The following is a 17706-nucleotide window of genomic DNA, read 5'->3' as shown; positions in this document are numbered from 1 at the left end:
TTCTCCCCCTTAAGCCGATTTTCTGCGGTCGAGCAGTACGGCAATCGCAATCACGACGCCTTTGACAACCATCTGATAGAAAGAGTTCACACCGAGCAGGTTGAGCCCGTTATTCAGTATGCCAATGATCAGCACACCGATTAACGTACCGACGATCCGGCCGCGACCACCGGTCAGACTTGTACCGCCAAGAACAACGGCTGCGATGGCATCCAATTCATAGGACGTCCCTGCAGTCGGCTGTGCGGAATTCAAACGGGAGGTCAGAATCGCGCCTGCAAGCGCGGACAGCATCCCTGCCAGGGAATAGATCATAATCTTGACTCTCGGTACTTTAATACCGGATACAAGCGATGCTTTTTCGTTACCGCCGATGGCATATGTCTTGCGGCCAAATGACGTTTTATGCAGGATGACCCACAGCACGGCAAACGTGATGATCATCGTAATAGCAGGCACCGGAATACCAAGCAGGTATCCGCGACCGAACAATTGGAATGCAAGGCTGTCGCCAAGACCCGTAATCGGGTTACCGTTCGTATAGACGAGCGTAAGTCCTCGGAATATCGTCATGGTGGCCAAGGTGGCGATAAACGGCGCCATTTTCCCCTTGGTAATCATGAGACCATTGATCATCCCCATGACACCGCCAAGCGCAACGCCGATGATGATCGATAGGATCGGGTCAAACCCGGCCACCATCATATTGGCGACAAATGCGCTGGAGAGCGCGAGAATCGAACCGACCGACAGGTCAATACCGCCTGTCAGAATAACAAACGTCATACCGAATGCAATCAATGCATTAATCGATACCTGACGCAGCAGGTTCAGAATGTTAAGCGGTTCCAAGAAACTGGGATTCAGGACGGATACGATAACGATTAGAATGATCAGTCCGAGCAGCGGACCGAGCTTTTGCGTCAAACCTGATACCTTAAACCCTTTTTCCGCCTTGGCATCGTTAATAGTTGTCATATTACTGACCTCCTGTAGCTAGAGTCATGATATGTTCCTGCGTGGCTTGTTCACGGTCCAATTCACCGGAAATCCTGCCTTCGTGAACAACGAGAATCCGATCGCTCATTCCGAGCACCTCCGGCAGCTCCGACGACACCATCAGAATCGCCACGCCGCGTTCGGTCAGTTCATTCATCAGCTGATAAATTTCCCGCTTCGCACCAACGTCCACGCCGCGTGTCGGCTCATCCAGGATGAGCACGCTCGGCCCAATTCCGATCCACTTGGCAATAACGACCTTCTGCTGGTTACCACCCGACAGATTGCGTGCCAGCGTCTCGGATGTATGCGTCTTGATCTGCAGCCGCTTCGTCAAGGTGTCCACGAAATCCTGCTCCTTCTTCCCGGAAATGAACCCTTTGGAAGAGAAGCTGAACAGATTGGGCAGTGCCATATTTTCACGGACCGAGAAATCCAGGACCAAACCTTCATCCTTGCGGTCCTCTGTTATGAATCCAATGCCGTGTTTCACGGCGTCATCCGGCTTCTTGATCGAAACTTTCTTTCCGCGTACCCAGATTTCGCCGCTATCCAGCGGGTCCAATCCGAAGATCGCTCTCATCATCTCGGTGCGCCCTGCCCCCATCAGGCCGGATACGCCAACAATCTCGCCGGCACGAACCGTGAAGCTTACATTCTCGAACCGGCCTTTACTGCTAATATTCTTCACTTCCAGCACGGGCTTACCCGGAGATGGATGACGTGCCGGATATCGCTCGGTCAGCTCCCGGCCGACCATCTTTTTGACGACTTCATCAAAATTCGTGTCCGGAATGGATTTGGTATCGACGGATTTACCATCTCGCATGACCGTAATCCGGTCGCAGATCGTAAAGATCTCCTCCATCCGGTGGGAAATGTAAACGACGGATACGCCTTGTTTTTTCAATGAACGGATGACATCAAACAGCTTCTCAATTTCCCTTTCGGTCAATGCCGCCGTCGGTTCATCCATAATGATGACTTTCGCTTTTGTCATAAGCGCTTTGGCGATCTCAATCATCTGCTGCTGGCCGACGGAGCATTCTCCTGCCTCCTGCGATAATGGTATCGTCACCGCTAATTTGCTGAACTGTTCCTTCGCAAGCGCCTTCATTTGTTTCATATTGAGGAAACCGAGGCCGGACGTCATCTCCTTGCCGATAAACAAGTTATCCAGAACCGTCATCTCCGGCCAGATGTTAAGCTCCTGATGGATGAAGGCAACGCCTCTCTCTTCCGCTTCCTTCGGATTAGCAAAATAGGTTTCCTTACCGTCGATGACAATCTTGCCTTCATCCCGGCTGTGAAGACCGGTTAATATATTCATCAGCGTCGATTTACCTGCGCCGTTCTCTCCCATCAGGGCATGGACCTCTCCTTCCCGGAGATCAAAGTCCACGCCTGCCAGCACCCGGTTCGTGCCAAAAGATTTTTGGATATTCGTCATCTCAATGTTCATGGTGCTTCCTCCTTTTTAACCGAAATGAACACCGGCCTGCAAAATGCAGTTCGCATAGGGCTTGGCTTCGCCTGTACGGATAACCGCCTTAGCGTTTCGAGTCCGTGCCTTGAACTGCTCGTGTGAGCAAGCCTCGATCTCGCAATCCTGAAAATTTTCCTGTATATAATGCAGTGTTTCCTTATTATCAAGCTTCATTTCTTCAGCGATGACGATCTTTTCGATTACCATATCGCCAGCGATCGCTTCTACCACCTCGGTAAAACTTGGTGTCCCCAGCGTTAGCGCCAAATCAATCTTGGGAACTCCGGGAGGAATCGGAAGGCCCACGTCGCCAACAACGATGGTATCGGTGTGTCCCAGATCTGCCAGCACTTTCGCGATGTGACTGTTCAGCATTCCGTTCTTCTTCATATTCAAAGACTCCCTTCCACTTCGAGGCGCGACGGCATTCCTCCCTGCGCTCCGAACTTCATGACCGATAAGGAAGCTGCGCGGTTCGCAAATCTCAAGCTGTCGGCCATGCTCATGCCTTCGGACAGAGCCACGGCAAAGGCACCGTTGAATGTATCGCCCGCTCCCGTTGTATCCACGGCTTCAACCTTGTAGCCGGGAACCACAACCTCTTCATTGCCGTCAAAATAACGAACTCCCCGCTTGCCTTCCGTCACGATCAGTTTGTTCGGATAACGGCGCAGCACGTCGCCTAGCGGCTCATCTCCGAACAGGATAGCCGCTTCATGTTCGTTCGGCGTCATGTAAGCCGCCCGTTCAATAACAACGCTCGGCACCGGGCGGGCCGGAGCCGGATTCAGCATCAACGGCACCTGATATCTTGCGCATAATTCACTGACATGCACCACCGTTTCCTCCGGAATCTCCTGCTGAATCAACACGATATCCGCAGCCTGGATAACCTCCGCTGCCTGATCAACATAATCCGGGGTGATCCGATCGTTGGCAGCCTTAACCACCACGATGCTGTTGTCTCCCTCAGCCAATATGATGTGTGCGGTTCCGCTTTCAATACCTGTAACCGGTTCCACATACTCCGTAATAACACCGTTCTCCTGCAAATTGCTCAAAATCGTTTCGCCGAAGGAATCTTCACCTACACAGCCAATCATCGTTACCTCTGCACCCAGTCTCGCCGCCGCGACGGCCTGGTTGGCTCCCTTCCCTCCGGGTACCGTCTTAAAGCTGTCGCCTAGCACCGTCTCTCCAGCGCCGGGGCGCTTGGTGGAGGTGACCACCAAGTCCATCGACGCGCTTCCGATTACCACGATCTTCGCCATTATGATTCCACCTTTCTTGTTGTCTGCCGCTCAATAAATTCTACCGAGAATTCGATACTGCTTCTCTCGATGTGCTGCCCTTCAATAAGTCCGATAAGCAATCTGGCCGCTTCCCGGCCCATTTCATATGCCGGCTGATGAATCGTGGACAGGGGCGGGGCCAGCAGTCGGCTGAGCAGAATATCGTCAAATCCTATAATCTGTACGTCTTCCGGCACCCTTTTCCCCAGCCGATGCGCTTCCTTGACTACGGCGGATGCCATAATATCGTTACTGGCGATGACGCCATCCGTGTCCGGATGCTCAATGAACACTTGCTGGGCGAATTCTTCCGCGTCGGTTAAAGAAAACGATGTCGTCTTCAGTACTTGATACGCAGCCGCCTGTTTTTCCAGAACTTCAACAGCTCCTTCAAAACGCTCCTGGGCAGGACGGACATCCGCCGGGCCTTGAATCACGGTTATAGCTTTACTGCCTCGCCTAACCATCTCCTGTGCCGCAATCCTACCTCCCTGCCGACCATCCGCAAATACGGAAGGTCGATCCGATGAGGTTCGATCCAGAAATACAACCGGGATCTTGAGCCCTGCATATATGTCGGCATCCGGATCATTGGTCGATGATATGACACCAACCACATTATTTTGGACAAAGGTTTGGATGTACTCCATTTCCTTCTTCTTGCTCTCGTCGCTGTTCCCGAATATCAACCGATAATCATTTTCCTGCATCTCATCCTCAACTCCGCGGGCAAGCTGCGGGAAATAAGGGTTCATAATATCCGGAAGCAAAAGTCCTATCAATTTGGATTTTCTTTTATATAAAGAACGTGCTACTTCATTCGGCGTATAATTCAGCTCGCGAATGCTTTGTTCTACCTTGGACCTAGTGTCCTCATGCACGTAACCGTTTCCATTTAAAACCCGTGAAACCGTGGCCACGGACACGCCAGCCCGGTTTGCCACATCCTTGATCGTTGCCATTACTGTCATCACCTCATTCATGTGTAACCGGTTACAGCTATAACATATCACATCTTTTTTTAACCTGCAAGCTTTTGAGGATTGGAATATTTTTGTACCGGGTATTGGCAAACCCACCTTCAGTAATAACATGGCCAGCAATAAATTACGGTATTCTTACAAAAACCTTTACTGGAGTTTACATCCGGTTCCTATACTCAATACCTGTAAGGCCAAGCAGGAAAGTGAGGTAAACATGATTATGGAAAAAGAATTTATGCTTCCTTCTCCGGGTCATTCTCTGACGCCGCCGGTTAGCGAAGCTGAGCCTTCGACAGCCGCAAAACCGATCTCTATCAAGAAAACAAGACGCAGGGAAATCATGCTCGCTTATGCATGTCTAGCACCATCGCTGCTCATTTTCGGTCTATTTCTGTTCTATCCGCTGCTCAAATCCGTCTATCTGAGCTTGTTCCTGACCGATCCTCAAGGCCGGGTAGCCGAATTCGTAGGGTTCGATAATTTCAAGGAGATACTGGCCTCCGAGATGTTTTATACCAGTTTCGGCAACACACTGCTGTTTATCGTACTGACGGTCCCGATCGGCATGGCAGCCGCCATACTGCTCGCAGCCCTGACGCATAATAAACTGAAAGGCATGAAAATATTCCGTTTTATATTCTCGCTGCCCATGGCCGTGTCCGTCGGTACCGGCTCGATGATCTGGATGATCCTCTACCATCCGACTATGGGCATGCTGAATTATTTCCTGTCGCAACTCGGCACGCAGCCCATCCAATGGCTGACCGATCCGAAATGGGCCATGATCTCCGTTGCCATTATGACGGTCTGGATGAATCTTGGGTTTAATTACATCCTGATGCTGAGCGGCATGCAGGGCGTATCCGAGGATATCTATGACAGTACCAAGATTGACGGCTCCGGTCCGTTAAGAACCTTCTTCCGGATTACGATGCCGCTGATCTCCCCTACGTTATTCTTCACATCCGTCGTGTCAGTGATTGGCGCCTTCCAGGCGTTTGGACAAATCAACATCCTGACCAAGGGCGGTCCGATGAACAGCACCAACGTCATCGTGTTCAATATCTATCAGGATGCATTCGTCAACTTCCGCTTCGGCATCGGCAGCGCGCAAGCGCTCATCCTGTTTGCGATCATTCTGCTGCTGACCGTCTTTCAATTTAAATTCGTGGAGAAGAAGGTGCATTACCAATGAACATGCGTCTCATGCCCAAAAGCTTCATCTACTTCGCGCTGCTTCTCTGTTCGCTGGTCGTTGCCTTTCCGCTTCTATACACCTTGTCGACATCGCTTATGAGCGAGGCTGAATCGGCCGTTTATCCGCCACCTCTGCTTCCGGAAGCCATCAATCTGTCCAATTTCGCCAAGGTGATCGATACGATCCCTGTCCTTACCTTTATCGGGAACAGCCTGGTCGTCTCCATTGCCATCATGGTCGGGCAGATCGTGACCGCAAGCCTGGCGGCATACGCCTTTGCCTTCCTCCGGTTCCCGGGTAAAACGCTGCTGTTCAGTCTCTTTCTCGCCACCATGATGATCCCGTGGGAAGTGATCATGATCCCGAACTATCTGACGGTCAAAAGCTTGAATTGGCTCGATACCTACCAGGGGCTTATCGTTCCATTCCTGGCAACCGCCTTCGGAACCTTCCTGCTCAGACAAGCCTTTTTGCAGCTGCCAAAGGAGCTGTTTGAAGCGGCCCGGGTGGACGGCTGCGGCCATGTCCGGATTTTTCTGAGCATGGTGGTGCCGTTATCCGTACCTGGAATTGCCACGCTGGGCGTGTACTCGTTCCTGAACAATTGGAACATGTACCTATGGCCGCTCTTGACCACCAACCGCGTTGAAATGCGTACCGTTCAGATCGGGATTGGCATGCTGCAGTTCGAAGAGATGAATTCGTGGAATTTGATTCTGTCCGGCGTACTCCTTCTCCTGCTTCCTTCCCTGCTGCTGCTTGCGCTCGGTTTGAAACCGCTTGTCCGCGGCATCACGGCAGGTGCGTTGAAGGGCTAATCGCTATATTAATTCGGACTATAATGAATCAGCCTTGCGTGCCGGTTATCGATAAGAAACGGGCCGCGCAATTTCTGATAGATCAAACCATACTTTATTTTCAAAAAGGGAGAGATTAACCGATCATGAAACGTTTTGGTAAAAGGTCCTTCGCGCTGCTCCTGCTTTCCTGCTTCATGCTGATCAGCGCCGCTTGCAGCAATACGCCAGCCGCTGGAGAAACGACCGTTGCTGCCGGCAGCGAGCCAGCCAAAGATCCTGTTAAGGTTGTGTGGTGGCATTCCATGAGCGGGGAGCTCGGGACTGTCGCGGACAAGCTGATCTCCGATTTTAATGCGGCCCACAAGGATATTCAGGTTGAGGGCGTGTTTCAAGGAACATATGATGAAAGCTTGAACAAGCTGAAGGCCTCCTTGGGATCAAAGAGCGGTCCAAGCATGATCCAGGTGTACGAAATCGGCAGTCGTTTCATGATGGATACCAAGGCCATCCGTCCGGTTCAGGACTTCATGGATGCTGAAGCATACGACATTTCCTCCTTGGAACCGAATATCAAAAATTACTATACATTCGACAACAAATTGTACTCCATGCCGTTTAACTCCTCCAACCCGATTCTGTATTACAACAAGGACGCTTTTAAAGCGGCGGGTCTCGACCCGGAAAACCCTCCCAAAACCTACGAAGAGGTAGCGGAAGCGGCAAAAGCGCTGACAAAAGGCGGCCAAACCGGCGCATCCTTCGCCATCTATGGCTGGCTCATGGAACAATTCCTTGCGAATCAAGGCGTTGAGCTGCTGAACAACGGCAATGGCCGCACTTCTCCGGCAACCGCTTCGCAGGTCAACAACGGCGCTGCCGTGAAGACGCTGGAATGGTGGAAGCAAATGCTGGACGATAAGGTGCTCCTGAACCTGGGACGTAAAACGGATGACACCAAAAAAGCATTTGCAGCAGGTCAAATTGCCATGACGCTGGACTCGACGGCTTCCCTCCGCGGAATCGTCAGCGCAGCGGAAGGCAAATTCGAAGTCGGTACGGCGTTCCTGCCCAAACCGGCTGACGGCGGCGAAGGCGGCGTTATTATCGGCGGTGCAAGCCTGTGGCTGATGAACAACAAATCGGAAGAAGAGCAGCAGGCAGCCTGGGAATTTATGAAATATTTGGCCGAGCCGCAAACGCAAGCCTACTGGCATGTCAACACAGGTTACTTCCCGGTAACAACTAAAGCTTACGAAGAGACCCTGGTAAAGGAAAACCTGGAGAAATATCCGCAATTCCAGACGGCCGTGGATCAATTGCATCAAACGACGGCCAACCTGGCAACGCAAGGCGCTGTCATGGGCGTGTTCCCTGAAGCCCGCCAGCTGACGGAAACGGCCATCGAGGAAGTGCTAAACGGTCAAAAAACGGCGCAGGAAGCACTGGACAAAGCCGCTCAGGAGATCAGCTCCAAGATCGAGACCTATAATAAAACGGTGAAATAAACGTCGATCGACGTACTTTCTCGGAAGACAGACCTCATATACTGTCATATATGAACGAATTGCAACCCTTGATACAGGATCATAAGGCCCCCCCGCGGTGCCCTATGAATCATGCATCAGGGGTATTTTTCTGATGGCAGCTTCACTCAACTTTCCATATTGGATCAGCTTGTATAGGGGTTTGCCCAAGTCACTTAGCCGGGCTCCTGAATACACTGATACAAAGTGGAGGTGAGCCTATGATGAGAAATCTTCCGTCCACCGTAACCATCGTCCCGGTGCCGTTTGACCGGGGTGCTACCCGCCGCGGCGCAAGCCAGGGACCGAATGCGATTTTCGGAGCCGGCTTGAAACGCAAGCTTGACATGCTCGGTGTATCCTACCAGGTCGATGACCTTGCTGGACTCCCCGAACACAAGGATGAAACGCACGATCCTCAATTAAAACATCTGAAAGAAGTCATAACGATTAACGAGCAGCTCGCAGCTCATGTGTCTGCCCTGGCACAATCGGGCGTCTTCCCGCTTGTCCTTGGCGGTGACCATAGCATTGCAATCGGCACGCTAGCCGGGCTTACCCGGCACTATCAAAGCCTGGGCGTCATCTGGATTGATGCTCACTCCGATCTCAATACGCCGGATACAACTCCAAGCGGCAATATCCACGGCATGTCGCTGGCTGTCAGCTTGGGAAGAGGCGATGCACAGTTAACATCGATCGGCGGCGTAAAATCAACGATCAAGCCGGAGCATGTAGTGCTCATTGGCGCTCGTTCCCTCGATCAGGGCGAACGGGATTTCATCCGTCGGGAAGGCATTACCTGCTTCACGATGCAGGACATCGACCGCATGGGCATGTTCCGAGTCATGAAGGAGGCTATCCGAATAGCGTCAACGGGCACGGATGGCGTTCACCTCTCCTTCGATATCGATAGTGTCGATCCGAAAATCGCACCTGGAACGGGAACGCCGGTTCAGGGCGGACTCAGTTACCGGGAAGCGCATCTGGCCATGGAGATGCTGTCGGAATCCGCTATTCTGACCTCGGCTGAATTCGTGGAGAACAACCCGCTGCTGGACCGCGGACAGACAACGTCCCGGCTGCTTGTCGGCTTAATCGGCTCCATGCTGGGCGAAAGCATCTTGTGACGCGTCCTCATACTTGATTATGAGAGGCTTTTTTGGCGCGGTATCCGGTGCCAGCCGCCGGTTAGGTTTCTTAAGACTCCCAAGGAGGTTACACTATGGACCCTTCAAACCCACATATCGAGAAAGCCGAAAGGTACGGTGCGAGAAACTACCACCCGCTACCCATTGTCATTGCCAAAGCTGCAGGCATCCATGTGACGGATTCGGACGGCAAGCGGTACATCGATATGTTAAGCGCCTACTCGGCGCTAAATGCAGGTCATTGTCATCCCCGAATAATCGGCGCTTTAAAGGAACAAGCGGATAAGGTGACACTGACTTCGCGCGCATTCCATCATGATCAACTGGGCGAGTTTTACGAGAAGCTGTCTGCTTTCACCCACAAAGACATGATTCTTCCCATGAATACGGGGGCCGAGGCTGTTGAGACGGCACTCAAGGCAGCACGCCGCTATGCTTACCGGAAGAAAGGCATACCGGCCAATCAGGCCGAAATCATCGTCTGCGAAGGTAATTTCCACGGCCGCACCATCACCGTCACTTCCTTCTCCTCATCCAGCGAATATCGGGAAGACTTCGGCCCTTTCACGCCGGGCTTCAAAGTCATCCCCTATGGCGACCTGGAAGCGCTGAAGCAGGCCATCTCACCGAATACGGCCGCCTTTCTTGTAGAGCCGATCCAGGGAGAATCCGGCATCATTATCCCTCCTGACGGATACCTTAGCGGCGCAATGGAGCTGTGCAAGCAGCATCGCGTTCTTCTGCTCGCGGACGAAATCCAGACCGGCTTCGGCAGGACAGGAAAACGTTTTGCCTGCGACTGGGAGGATGTCATGCCGGATATGTACATCCTCGGAAAAGCGCTGGGCGGGGGTGTTTTCCCAGTCTCTGCCGTGGCGGCGGACGCCGATATTCTCGGTGTATTCGAGCCGGGGTCCCACGGCTCCACCTTCGGCGGGAATCCCCTCGGCTGCGCGGTGGCCATCGCTTCCATGGATGTATTCCTGGAGGAAGGGCTGGAAGGCAGCTCCAAGGAGCTCGGCGACTATTTTCTTCAGCAGCTTCGATCCATCCGGCATCGCGATATTCAGGAGGTGCGCGGCAGGGGCCTATTCATCGGCATGGAACTGAAGGTTCCAGCCAGAACCTACTGCGAGACACTAAAGGATCTCGGTTTGCTCTGCAAAGAAACCCATGAATCCATTATCCGCTTCGCCCCTCCGCTCATCATCACCAAAGCGGAACTGGACCAGGCCATTGGGATCGTAAGGCAAGCGTTTGCGTGACGATCCGAAACAGACTTGCAATTGCATAAAAAAACAGTTTGTTCACCCCCTGGCTCAAATAACAACGGGTGCGGCAAACTGTTTTTCTGGTTCCTCTCTCACTCAAGCTTTGCAGCTTATCCTGATACTGCGATTCACCGTGCCACTTTCCTGATAGGGTCTGAGCACAGTTATTTAATCGACTTCACTTTCATTCTTCTTGATAGAAGCAGCAGCTGAGAGACAACAGCAAGCACGGGCAGTTCGATCAGCGGTCCGATAACCAGGGCAAGGGCAATGACCGGCTGTTCCGGAAAGGCCGTCACGGCGATCGCGAGAGCTACCGGAGAGTTCCGGGCAATGATCGTTAAATGGAGGCTGACCGAATCCTCGTAAGAGAAACGCAGCATTCTGCCCACTACGCTGCCCAGCGTGTAATTCATCATAAAATAAATCAAGATCGGAACAATGAGAATATAAATCATGTCCATATGATTCAATAAGTATGACCCTTGTGACGCAAACATCGCGACAATGGCAAGACATAGAAAGACAATCTGTGCCCGGCCAAAAAATGGCAGCACCTTGTGCTCCAGCGCCTCTTTCTTCGCTCTCAGCAAGAAACGGGTGAGATGTGCAAGAGTGAACGGAACTACAAGCACAAGCAGCACGCTTTCGATCAATGTTTCCAGCGATATCGTTTCGATCGTACCGGAGAACAAGAGCAAATATAGCGGAAGCAGCAGCACCTGGAGGATCAGATTAATGGGCAGCACCGATGTTGACAAGGGCACGTTCCCCTTGGCAATCGAGGTAAACACCAAATACCAGTCGGTACATGGGGTCACCATCAACATAATGAATCCGATCCAAAGCGCCGGGTGATCCGACAGAAAGACAGCGCCGAGTCCCCAAGCAAGCAGCGGCGTCCAGATAAAATTAATGGCGGTGCTCGCCCCCAGAAACTTAATGTTCTTGAACGCCTCTCTTAACTGCTGCAGCGGTATCGTCAAGAACAATCCATACAACATCAGCAGCAAAAAAGGAACGATCCCGTAGTCTGCATATTCCGAAACAACCGGAAACTGCCCCAATAACAGCCCGATTGCCACCGCACCCATGATGATCAAAGTTTGAAGTTTCTCTAAAAGTCCCATCCCGCACCCCTTACCATTTAAATCATAGAAAAAATGAAGTAATGACCGAAAAATCATATAACGGAATCATACCGCATTTTTTGTATAATGGATTGTATAATGTTCAGGACAAATTAAAAGTATAAGGAGGTTCATACATGAGAATAGCCATTTGCGGAGGCACCGGTTTCATTGGACAGGCATTGTGTTCGCGTTGGCAGCGCGACGGACATGACGTTATCATCGTGACCAGATCGAAGCCGGACGTTCCTCCCCATCACCAACAAGACGGGCCTATATCCTATCTGACCTGGGATGAGATGAAGTCCCATCCCGAGCGGTTTGAGGATTTGGATGCCCTCGTTAACCTAGCAGGCTCTTCCCTTAGTCAACGCTGGACGCAAGCAGGCAAGCAGAGAATCCTTCAATCAAGACAACGAACCGTCTCCTCCGTAGCCGAACTGATGGACCGCCTGGAGCATAAACCTTCGGTCGTTATTCAAGCATCAGCGATGGCCATTTACGGCACATCCGAGTTTGAAACGTTTGATGAGGAAAGCCCTGCCACGATTATGGATTTCCCGTCCGAAGTTGTGCAGCGATGGGAGCAAGCGGCCGACCGCATCCCGGTCGACCGGTTAATCAAGCTGCGCATCAGCGTTGTTCTGGGCGCTAAAGGCGGAGCCCTTCCCAAAATGCTGCTGCCCTATAAACTAGGCGTAGGCGGTAAGATCGGCAGCGGCAAACAATGGCTCTCCTGGATACATATCGACGATATCGTGGATTTGATCGATTATTGCATCCGACACGAGGACATATCCGGAGCCGTGAATGCGGCTTCCCCGCATGCGGTCACGAACGATGAATTCGGCAGGAGCATCGCCAAGGTCTACCACCGTCTGCACTGGCTCCCCTTGCCTGCTTTCATGCTCCAAACCATCCTGGGTGAAATGTCGCTCATTCTACTAAAGGGCCAGCGAATCCTTCCGGCCAAAGCGCTGCGTCATGGCTTCCAGTTTCGATATCCGGAAGTGACGGGCGCACTGCAGCAGATCAAAGAAAGCTGAGCCTTACCGTCATATGCAAAAAAACAATCGCTCTCTCGATATAGAGAACGATTGTTTTCTTTTTTTCATAAAACTTCTATTGTACGGGGGCCAGCTCGCTTTCTGTCACCCACTTATGGTTCTTGACTTCTTCGCCGGTTGTTGTCGTGAAATCCACCATATAGACCGTCGTTTGTTCGGCGGAATCGATAACGGCAGTGGCCCCCTTCATTCCCTCCATATGATCCGCATTCACGACCGCTTCCGTTCCGGGTTCCAAGGGTTCCTTCCCGGCATCCTTCATCTCCTCATGAATCACCCATTTATGATCCTTTACTTCAGGTCCGCCGCTCGTCGGCGTATACGATATCGTGTACACCGTCGTATCGTACGCCCCGACAATCGTTGCTTTTGCCCCCTTCATTCCGGGCATGTGGTCGGATTCAATGATCGCTTCGGTGCCCACCGCATAGGTTGGATTCTCTGCCGACTTCAACCCTTCCGGAACCTCCCCCGAGCCGGAATGGTTCATGCTGCCATGATCCATGTCATCCATGTTCCCGGTGGCCTCCGTGTTTTCCTTGTTATCGGGGTTTGCGCTTTTCGTATTACCGCAGGCACCCAGTATGAGGATGAGGGATGCTAACGCAACCAGAATAAGCGGCTTCCATCGTTTCTTAGCTGACATATGATGAACTCCTCCCTTATATTGAATGTTCATAGCATAACAACTACTTATGAAGAACTTGTGTAGCTGTCTATGCATTACATCACTATACCCATTTTTTCAATAAAACTTATCTATGATATACAATAGAGAGTAATCATAAGTCCCATTTAGCCCTATATTCTTGCTAGAGAAAATCAACCAATTCCGAGAAGGAGCACCATCTCCCATGCAAATCAATGACGAAACTTTCATCCCGTTATTTAAACGGGCCAATTCCATATTAAACCGAACCCTGAACCGTATCGATCAGCAGGAACTGAGCATCCGGATCCACTACTGGGGATTTATGCCGCGCCACTACGATAATACGGAGCATAGGCATTCTTTTTTTGAAGCCTGTTACGTGTTGACAGGCCGTGGATCGTATATCGAAAACGAGACAGAGTTCCATCTTCATCCAGGCACCCTGTTTCTCTCAAGGCCGGGGGTCCAGCACCAAATTAAGAGCAGAGAAGGCTTGGCCTTATGTTATGTTGCCTTTGAGCTGGATGAATCGGCAAACAACGATTTCCATACGGCTGCTTTCCGAAGGTTAGCCAGCCAAGGCATTCCGGTGCTTCAGGAAGGTGCCGGGCAAGCGCCTGGACTCTTGTGGCTTTCGCTGTTATCCGTGTTTCAGTCGGGCTCTGGCGGTAAGCAGCACCCGCCGCATATGCTGAACAGCATGGCTATTTCACTCATATTATCGATTCTGGCAGCCCACGGCCCCGGTTTCTACCAAGAACCTTCCGATGGTGGAGCAAACGAAGAAGGAGCTTCGATGTTTCATCAGGCCGAATTGTTTATCAAGGATAATCTGGGCGAGCCGCTCTCGCTGGAGCGGGTGGCTGGCCATCTTCACGTTACGACCCGTCATTTGACAAGACTGTTCCGGAAATACGGACATCAATCCTTTGTTCATTATGTGCAGGAGCAGCGTGTGCAGCAGGCTAAACACCTGCTTCTGAATACAGACCGGCAGATCAAAGTGATTGCCATCTCTTGCGGATTCGAGTCCGTGCACTACTTCACCCGGGTGTTTACATCTAAACTTGGTGTAACCCCTGCCCGCTTCCGGCGGTCGCAGTTTTCGGAAGGTCGTTACGATTCCGAGCTTTAGCGGCTAGAGGTCGATGTCCTGATCGTACAAAAACACTTCCTCTTTTTATAAAGACGGATCCTCCCTTGCCTTCTACAATGAAGTCGTAACAGACATTCCGGAAGGGAGGATCCATCTATCCATGAAACCTGCAACAGCCTTTCAATCACACCCGATCAACCACTTGGACTTTCGAAACGGACCCCAATTCATGAAGAGCGGGATCGACTCATGGTGTTCGTTGATCCTATCGACCTACAAACAAAAATCCCAGCATGAAGTGCAAGAAAAGAGCAGTATCTTCATTACGCTTGACGGAACACACGGCGCGGATTTCGATAAACTTCTGGCAAAGCTTCAGCAAACCTGTGAGCAAGAAGGGATCACCTTCTCATGCGATTCCACGTCCGATTATGTCAAACCCGAAGCCGAGCTCCGGGCCGAGATGGCTCCTTATCTGACTGACAACCGGGCATTCGGCTATAAAGCAACCGATGTACGTCCCATTCAATATTTTCAACAGGACGCACGGTCTGCCTTGAAAAAAAGTGCGCTTGAATCTGACGCGATGCGCGGCATATACGTACTGCACGGACCCGGCGCTTCGCTGCTTGAAGGCCGGACACCCGACCTTCGTTTCTACGCCGATTACTCCCGCGAAAACCAGCAGCGGCGTCATGCCCAGCATATGGGCAGCTTCGGCTTGGGCATCTCCCACGACAAGGTTGAGACTTACAAGAATTGTTTATTTCTCGAATGGCCCGTCTGGGAGACTTACCGTCGTGACTGGTTAGCCCATTATACCCATGCCGAACGCTCGGACAATAAAGCGTTCTACATGGACTTCAATCGTCCGGAAGAGCCGGTGTGGCTGCCGGCAGCAACCTTGGCAAACGTACTGCATAAAGCGAGTCAGCAGCCGTTTCGGGTCAAGCCGTTTTTTGCCCCGGGAATATGGGGCGGTCAATACCTTAAGGAATTATGCGGCCTTCCCGACGAATGGCCGAACTGCGCCTGGAGCTTTGAGCCCATCGCTCCCGAGAATACGCTTCTGCTGTGCGTGCAGGATATCACCTTCGAGATTCCGTTCACATTGCTGATGGAGGCAGCGCCTCAAGAGATCATGGGAACGCGTAATGTCAGGCTATTCGGCGATTATTTCCCGATCCGGTTTGATTATCTGGATACAATGCAGGGCGGCGAGCTATCGCTGCAGGTGCATCCGCTGCAAGAATATGCCGAGTCACGGTTCAATGAACACATGACGCAGCAAGAGTCGTACTACATCATGCGGAATGCCCCGGGAGCCAAGGTGTATCTCGGGCTGAAGGAAGGAATTAGCGGCGGACGTCTGCTTGAAGCAGTGGAAGACGCCCAGCTTCAGGAAAAGCCGCTTCAGCTCTCCGACTACGTTAACGAGTACGATTCGCAAACAGGGGATCTTTACCTCATTCCACCAGGCACGGTCCACTGCTCTGGCAGGGATAATCTGGTGCTGGAAATCTCCTCAACCACCTGGTGGTTCACGTTCAAGATCTACGATTACTTACGGATGGACGCAGATGGCAAGCCGCGCCCGATGAACCCTGAGCATGCACGCCACAATATCAATGACGCCATGAATACGTCAGCGGTAGAAAGCGGACTTATCGCCCAGCCAACCGTCATAAGCCGTCAAGGCCGTAGTGCGGAGGAACTGCTCGGTCAACGGGATGATCTGCTATTCCAGGTTAGCAGGCTGACCCTGCATGAAACATGGAATGCAGACACACAAGGAGAATTCGTCATGTACAACCTTGTGGAAGGTGAACGTGTCCGCCTTGTACCGGTAGCGGACGAGGGTGCGGCCGTTGAATGGGGTTATGCGGAATCCTACATCGTCCCGGCATGTGTGGGAGAATACCGTCTGGAGAACCTGTCCGGCTCCCCGTGCACCTTGATCGCCGCCAGAGTCAATCCGGAGTGGAATCTTCCGCTTCTTCCGCCTCACTGGGCAACCGAAAGCGGGGAGTTTCAATGAGCCGCAATGATAGCGCCGATCCAGAAAGCGTGCCTTCTCCTGCCCCTATCACGATCGCGCTCGATGCTGGCGGCACTGCGTTGAAGGGAGCGCTCATCGTGAACGGGCAGCTAATCCCCGGCTCGTTCCTAACCCGGCCTTCAGAATCCCAAGGAGCCGCGGCGGATACAATCACCAGCTTTGCTCAAGCCTGTCATGATTTGATCACCTATTACACTTCGGCCTTCCGGCCATTGGATTATTACGATTCGATCCGGATCGGCTTTGCTTTTCCGGGGCCCTTCGATTATGCAAAGGGCATCGCGCTTCTTCAAGGCATCGGCAAATATGAAGCCCTGTTCAAGCTGTCGGTTCGGGATTTGCTCCGTTTCGAATTTCAGAGACTCAAGTCATCCTTCCCGGGTGTCACAATGAATCGTCTGACTGCGGCCGATATCCGGTTCGGGAATGACGCCTTCATGTTCGGGCTTGGGGCCTCCATCCGGTTCCCATCGGAGCGTCTCCTATGCCTTACTCTCGGTACAGGCCTTGGCTCTGCCTTTGTGGAGAATGGTCAAATCGTAGCCGGTAGACACGGTATCCCAAGCAGCGGAATGCTGTTTGCGGAGCCTTACCGGGATCACATCGTGGACAGCTATTTCGGGAGAATGGGCATTCTGAACATGGCTTCGAAGCGGGGTCTCCTGACCGACGGGATCGATGTAGCCGACCTCGCTGAAGCAGCCAAGGGCGGTAACACGCAAGCTCAGGATGTATTCCGGGAATACGGCACCAAGCTAGGAGAGATGCTTCTCCCTTATCTATCCGAGTTCAAACCTAGCCGCCTAGTGCTAGGCGGACAAATCTCGTACAGCTTGCTCTTATGGGAAAGGGAAATCCAGCTAGCTTTAAGCAGGCATGCCGTTCCGGTTCACAGTCTCGCAGATGGAACGGCGGCTGTGTTTAACGGCATTGAGAAGTTATTCGGGGATCCGGATCATCATGTTTCCGCTCCCAATTAATTTATAGGAGGTCACCAAT

Annotated in this window: 16 protein-coding genes; 9 read left to right on the top strand and 7 right to left on the bottom strand. The window is 52.0% G+C overall.

Going from position 1 to position 17706, the window contains the following annotated elements; translation table 11 throughout:
* Positions 1 to 9 precede the first annotated feature (9 nt).
* Genes rbsC through ACOZB4_RS14260 form a run of 5 tightly spaced genes read right to left on the bottom strand, consistent with a single transcriptional unit; the run spans position 10 to position 4739 of the window.
* Positions 10 to 978 carry a ribose ABC transporter permease RbsC gene (gene rbsC / locus ACOZB4_RS14280; protein ID WP_076320794.1) on the bottom strand — a complete coding sequence of 323 codons (969 nt, stop codon included), beginning with the start codon at positions 976 to 978 and terminating at the stop codon, positions 10 to 12.
* 1 nt (position 979) lies between these two features.
* Complete coding sequence (locus tag ACOZB4_RS14275; protein WP_339272051.1) at positions 980 to 2461, bottom strand: sugar ABC transporter ATP-binding protein; 1482 nt, start codon at positions 2459 to 2461, stop codon at positions 980 to 982.
* 15 nt (positions 2462 to 2476) lie between these two features.
* On the bottom strand, positions 2477 to 2875 hold the full coding sequence (rbsD, locus tag ACOZB4_RS14270; RefSeq protein ID WP_379406438.1) for a D-ribose pyranase: 399 nt from the start codon (positions 2873 to 2875) through the stop codon (positions 2477 to 2479).
* A 2-nt stretch (positions 2876 to 2877) separates the two neighbouring features.
* Positions 2878 to 3756 (bottom strand): ribokinase, encoded by an 879-nt coding sequence (rbsK, locus tag ACOZB4_RS14265; RefSeq protein WP_379406439.1) that lies wholly within the window; start codon positions 3754 to 3756, stop codon positions 2878 to 2880.
* Positions 3756 to 4739 carry a LacI family DNA-binding transcriptional regulator gene (locus tag ACOZB4_RS14260; protein ID WP_379406581.1) on the bottom strand — a complete coding sequence of 328 codons (984 nt, stop codon included), beginning with the start codon at positions 4737 to 4739 and terminating at the stop codon, positions 3756 to 3758. Before ACOZB4_RS14260 ends, rbsK begins: the two co-directional genes overlap by 1 nt.
* 235 nt (positions 4740 to 4974) lie before the next feature.
* Between ACOZB4_RS14260 and ACOZB4_RS14255 the strand changes: the two genes are divergently transcribed.
* The 5 genes from ACOZB4_RS14255 (at position 4975) to ACOZB4_RS14235 (ending at position 10697) form a co-directional block, all read left to right on the top strand.
* On the top strand, positions 4975 to 5955 hold the full coding sequence (locus ACOZB4_RS14255; RefSeq protein WP_379406440.1) for a carbohydrate ABC transporter permease: 981 nt from the start codon (positions 4975 to 4977) through the stop codon (positions 5953 to 5955).
* Positions 5952 to 6776: a carbohydrate ABC transporter permease gene (locus tag ACOZB4_RS14250; RefSeq protein ID WP_339272046.1), complete on the top strand. Its 825-nt coding sequence runs from the start codon at positions 5952 to 5954 to the stop codon at positions 6774 to 6776. Before ACOZB4_RS14255 ends, ACOZB4_RS14250 begins: the two co-directional genes overlap by 4 nt.
* 125 nt (positions 6777 to 6901) lie before the next feature.
* Positions 6902 to 8263 (top strand): ABC transporter substrate-binding protein, encoded by a 1362-nt coding sequence (locus ACOZB4_RS14245; RefSeq protein ID WP_339272045.1) that lies wholly within the window; start codon positions 6902 to 6904, stop codon positions 8261 to 8263.
* Positions 8264 to 8505: 242 nt separating this feature from the next.
* Entirely contained in the window at positions 8506 to 9411 is a 906-nt protein-coding gene (gene rocF, locus ACOZB4_RS14240; protein WP_379406582.1) for an arginase, read from the top strand.
* A gap of 95 nt (positions 9412 to 9506) precedes the next feature.
* Positions 9507 to 10697 (top strand): ornithine--oxo-acid transaminase, encoded by a 1191-nt coding sequence (locus ACOZB4_RS14235; protein WP_076320785.1) that lies wholly within the window; start codon positions 9507 to 9509, stop codon positions 10695 to 10697.
* 170 nt (positions 10698 to 10867) lie between these two features.
* Here the strand turns inward: ACOZB4_RS14235 and ACOZB4_RS14230 are convergent, their stop codons facing one another.
* Positions 10868 to 11833, bottom strand: coding sequence for an arsenic resistance protein (locus ACOZB4_RS14230; protein ID WP_379406441.1), 966 nt, complete (start codon positions 11831 to 11833; stop codon positions 10868 to 10870).
* A gap of 137 nt (positions 11834 to 11970) precedes the next feature.
* Between ACOZB4_RS14230 and ACOZB4_RS14225 the strand changes: the two genes are divergently transcribed.
* Complete coding sequence (locus ACOZB4_RS14225; protein WP_379406442.1) at positions 11971 to 12879, top strand: TIGR01777 family oxidoreductase; 909 nt, start codon at positions 11971 to 11973, stop codon at positions 12877 to 12879.
* Positions 12880 to 12955: 76 nt separating this feature from the next.
* Here ACOZB4_RS14225 and ACOZB4_RS14220 read toward each other — a convergent pair whose 3' ends face one another.
* Positions 12956 to 13546 (bottom strand): YdhK family protein, encoded by a 591-nt coding sequence (locus ACOZB4_RS14220; RefSeq protein ID WP_379406443.1) that lies wholly within the window; start codon positions 13544 to 13546, stop codon positions 12956 to 12958.
* Positions 13547 to 13754: 208 nt separating this feature from the next.
* Between ACOZB4_RS14220 and ACOZB4_RS14215 the strand changes: the two genes are divergently transcribed.
* The 3 genes from ACOZB4_RS14215 to ACOZB4_RS14205 all read left to right on the top strand — a co-directional run bounded on the left by ACOZB4_RS14215 (position 13755) and on the right by ACOZB4_RS14205 (position 17687).
* Positions 13755 to 14687 (top strand): helix-turn-helix domain-containing protein, encoded by a 933-nt coding sequence (locus ACOZB4_RS14215; protein ID WP_379406444.1) that lies wholly within the window; start codon positions 13755 to 13757, stop codon positions 14685 to 14687.
* 121 nt (positions 14688 to 14808) lie between these two features.
* A complete protein-coding gene (locus ACOZB4_RS14210) occupies positions 14809 to 16686 on the top strand; it encodes a class I mannose-6-phosphate isomerase (RefSeq protein ID WP_379406445.1) in 1878 nt (625 codons plus the stop codon).
* A complete protein-coding gene (locus tag ACOZB4_RS14205; RefSeq protein WP_379406446.1) occupies positions 16683 to 17687 on the top strand; it encodes an ROK family protein in 1005 nt (334 codons plus the stop codon). Before ACOZB4_RS14210 ends, ACOZB4_RS14205 begins: the two co-directional genes overlap by 4 nt.
* The last annotated feature ends 19 nt before the right edge of the window (positions 17688 to 17706 follow it).

The organism is Paenibacillus sp. NPDC058898 (assembly GCF_049316025.1).
Lineage (GTDB): Bacteria > Bacillota > Bacilli > Paenibacillales > Paenibacillaceae > Paenibacillus_AQ.
The sequence above is the reverse complement of the archived record's forward strand: the minus strand, read 5'-3'. Positions and strand labels throughout refer to the sequence as shown.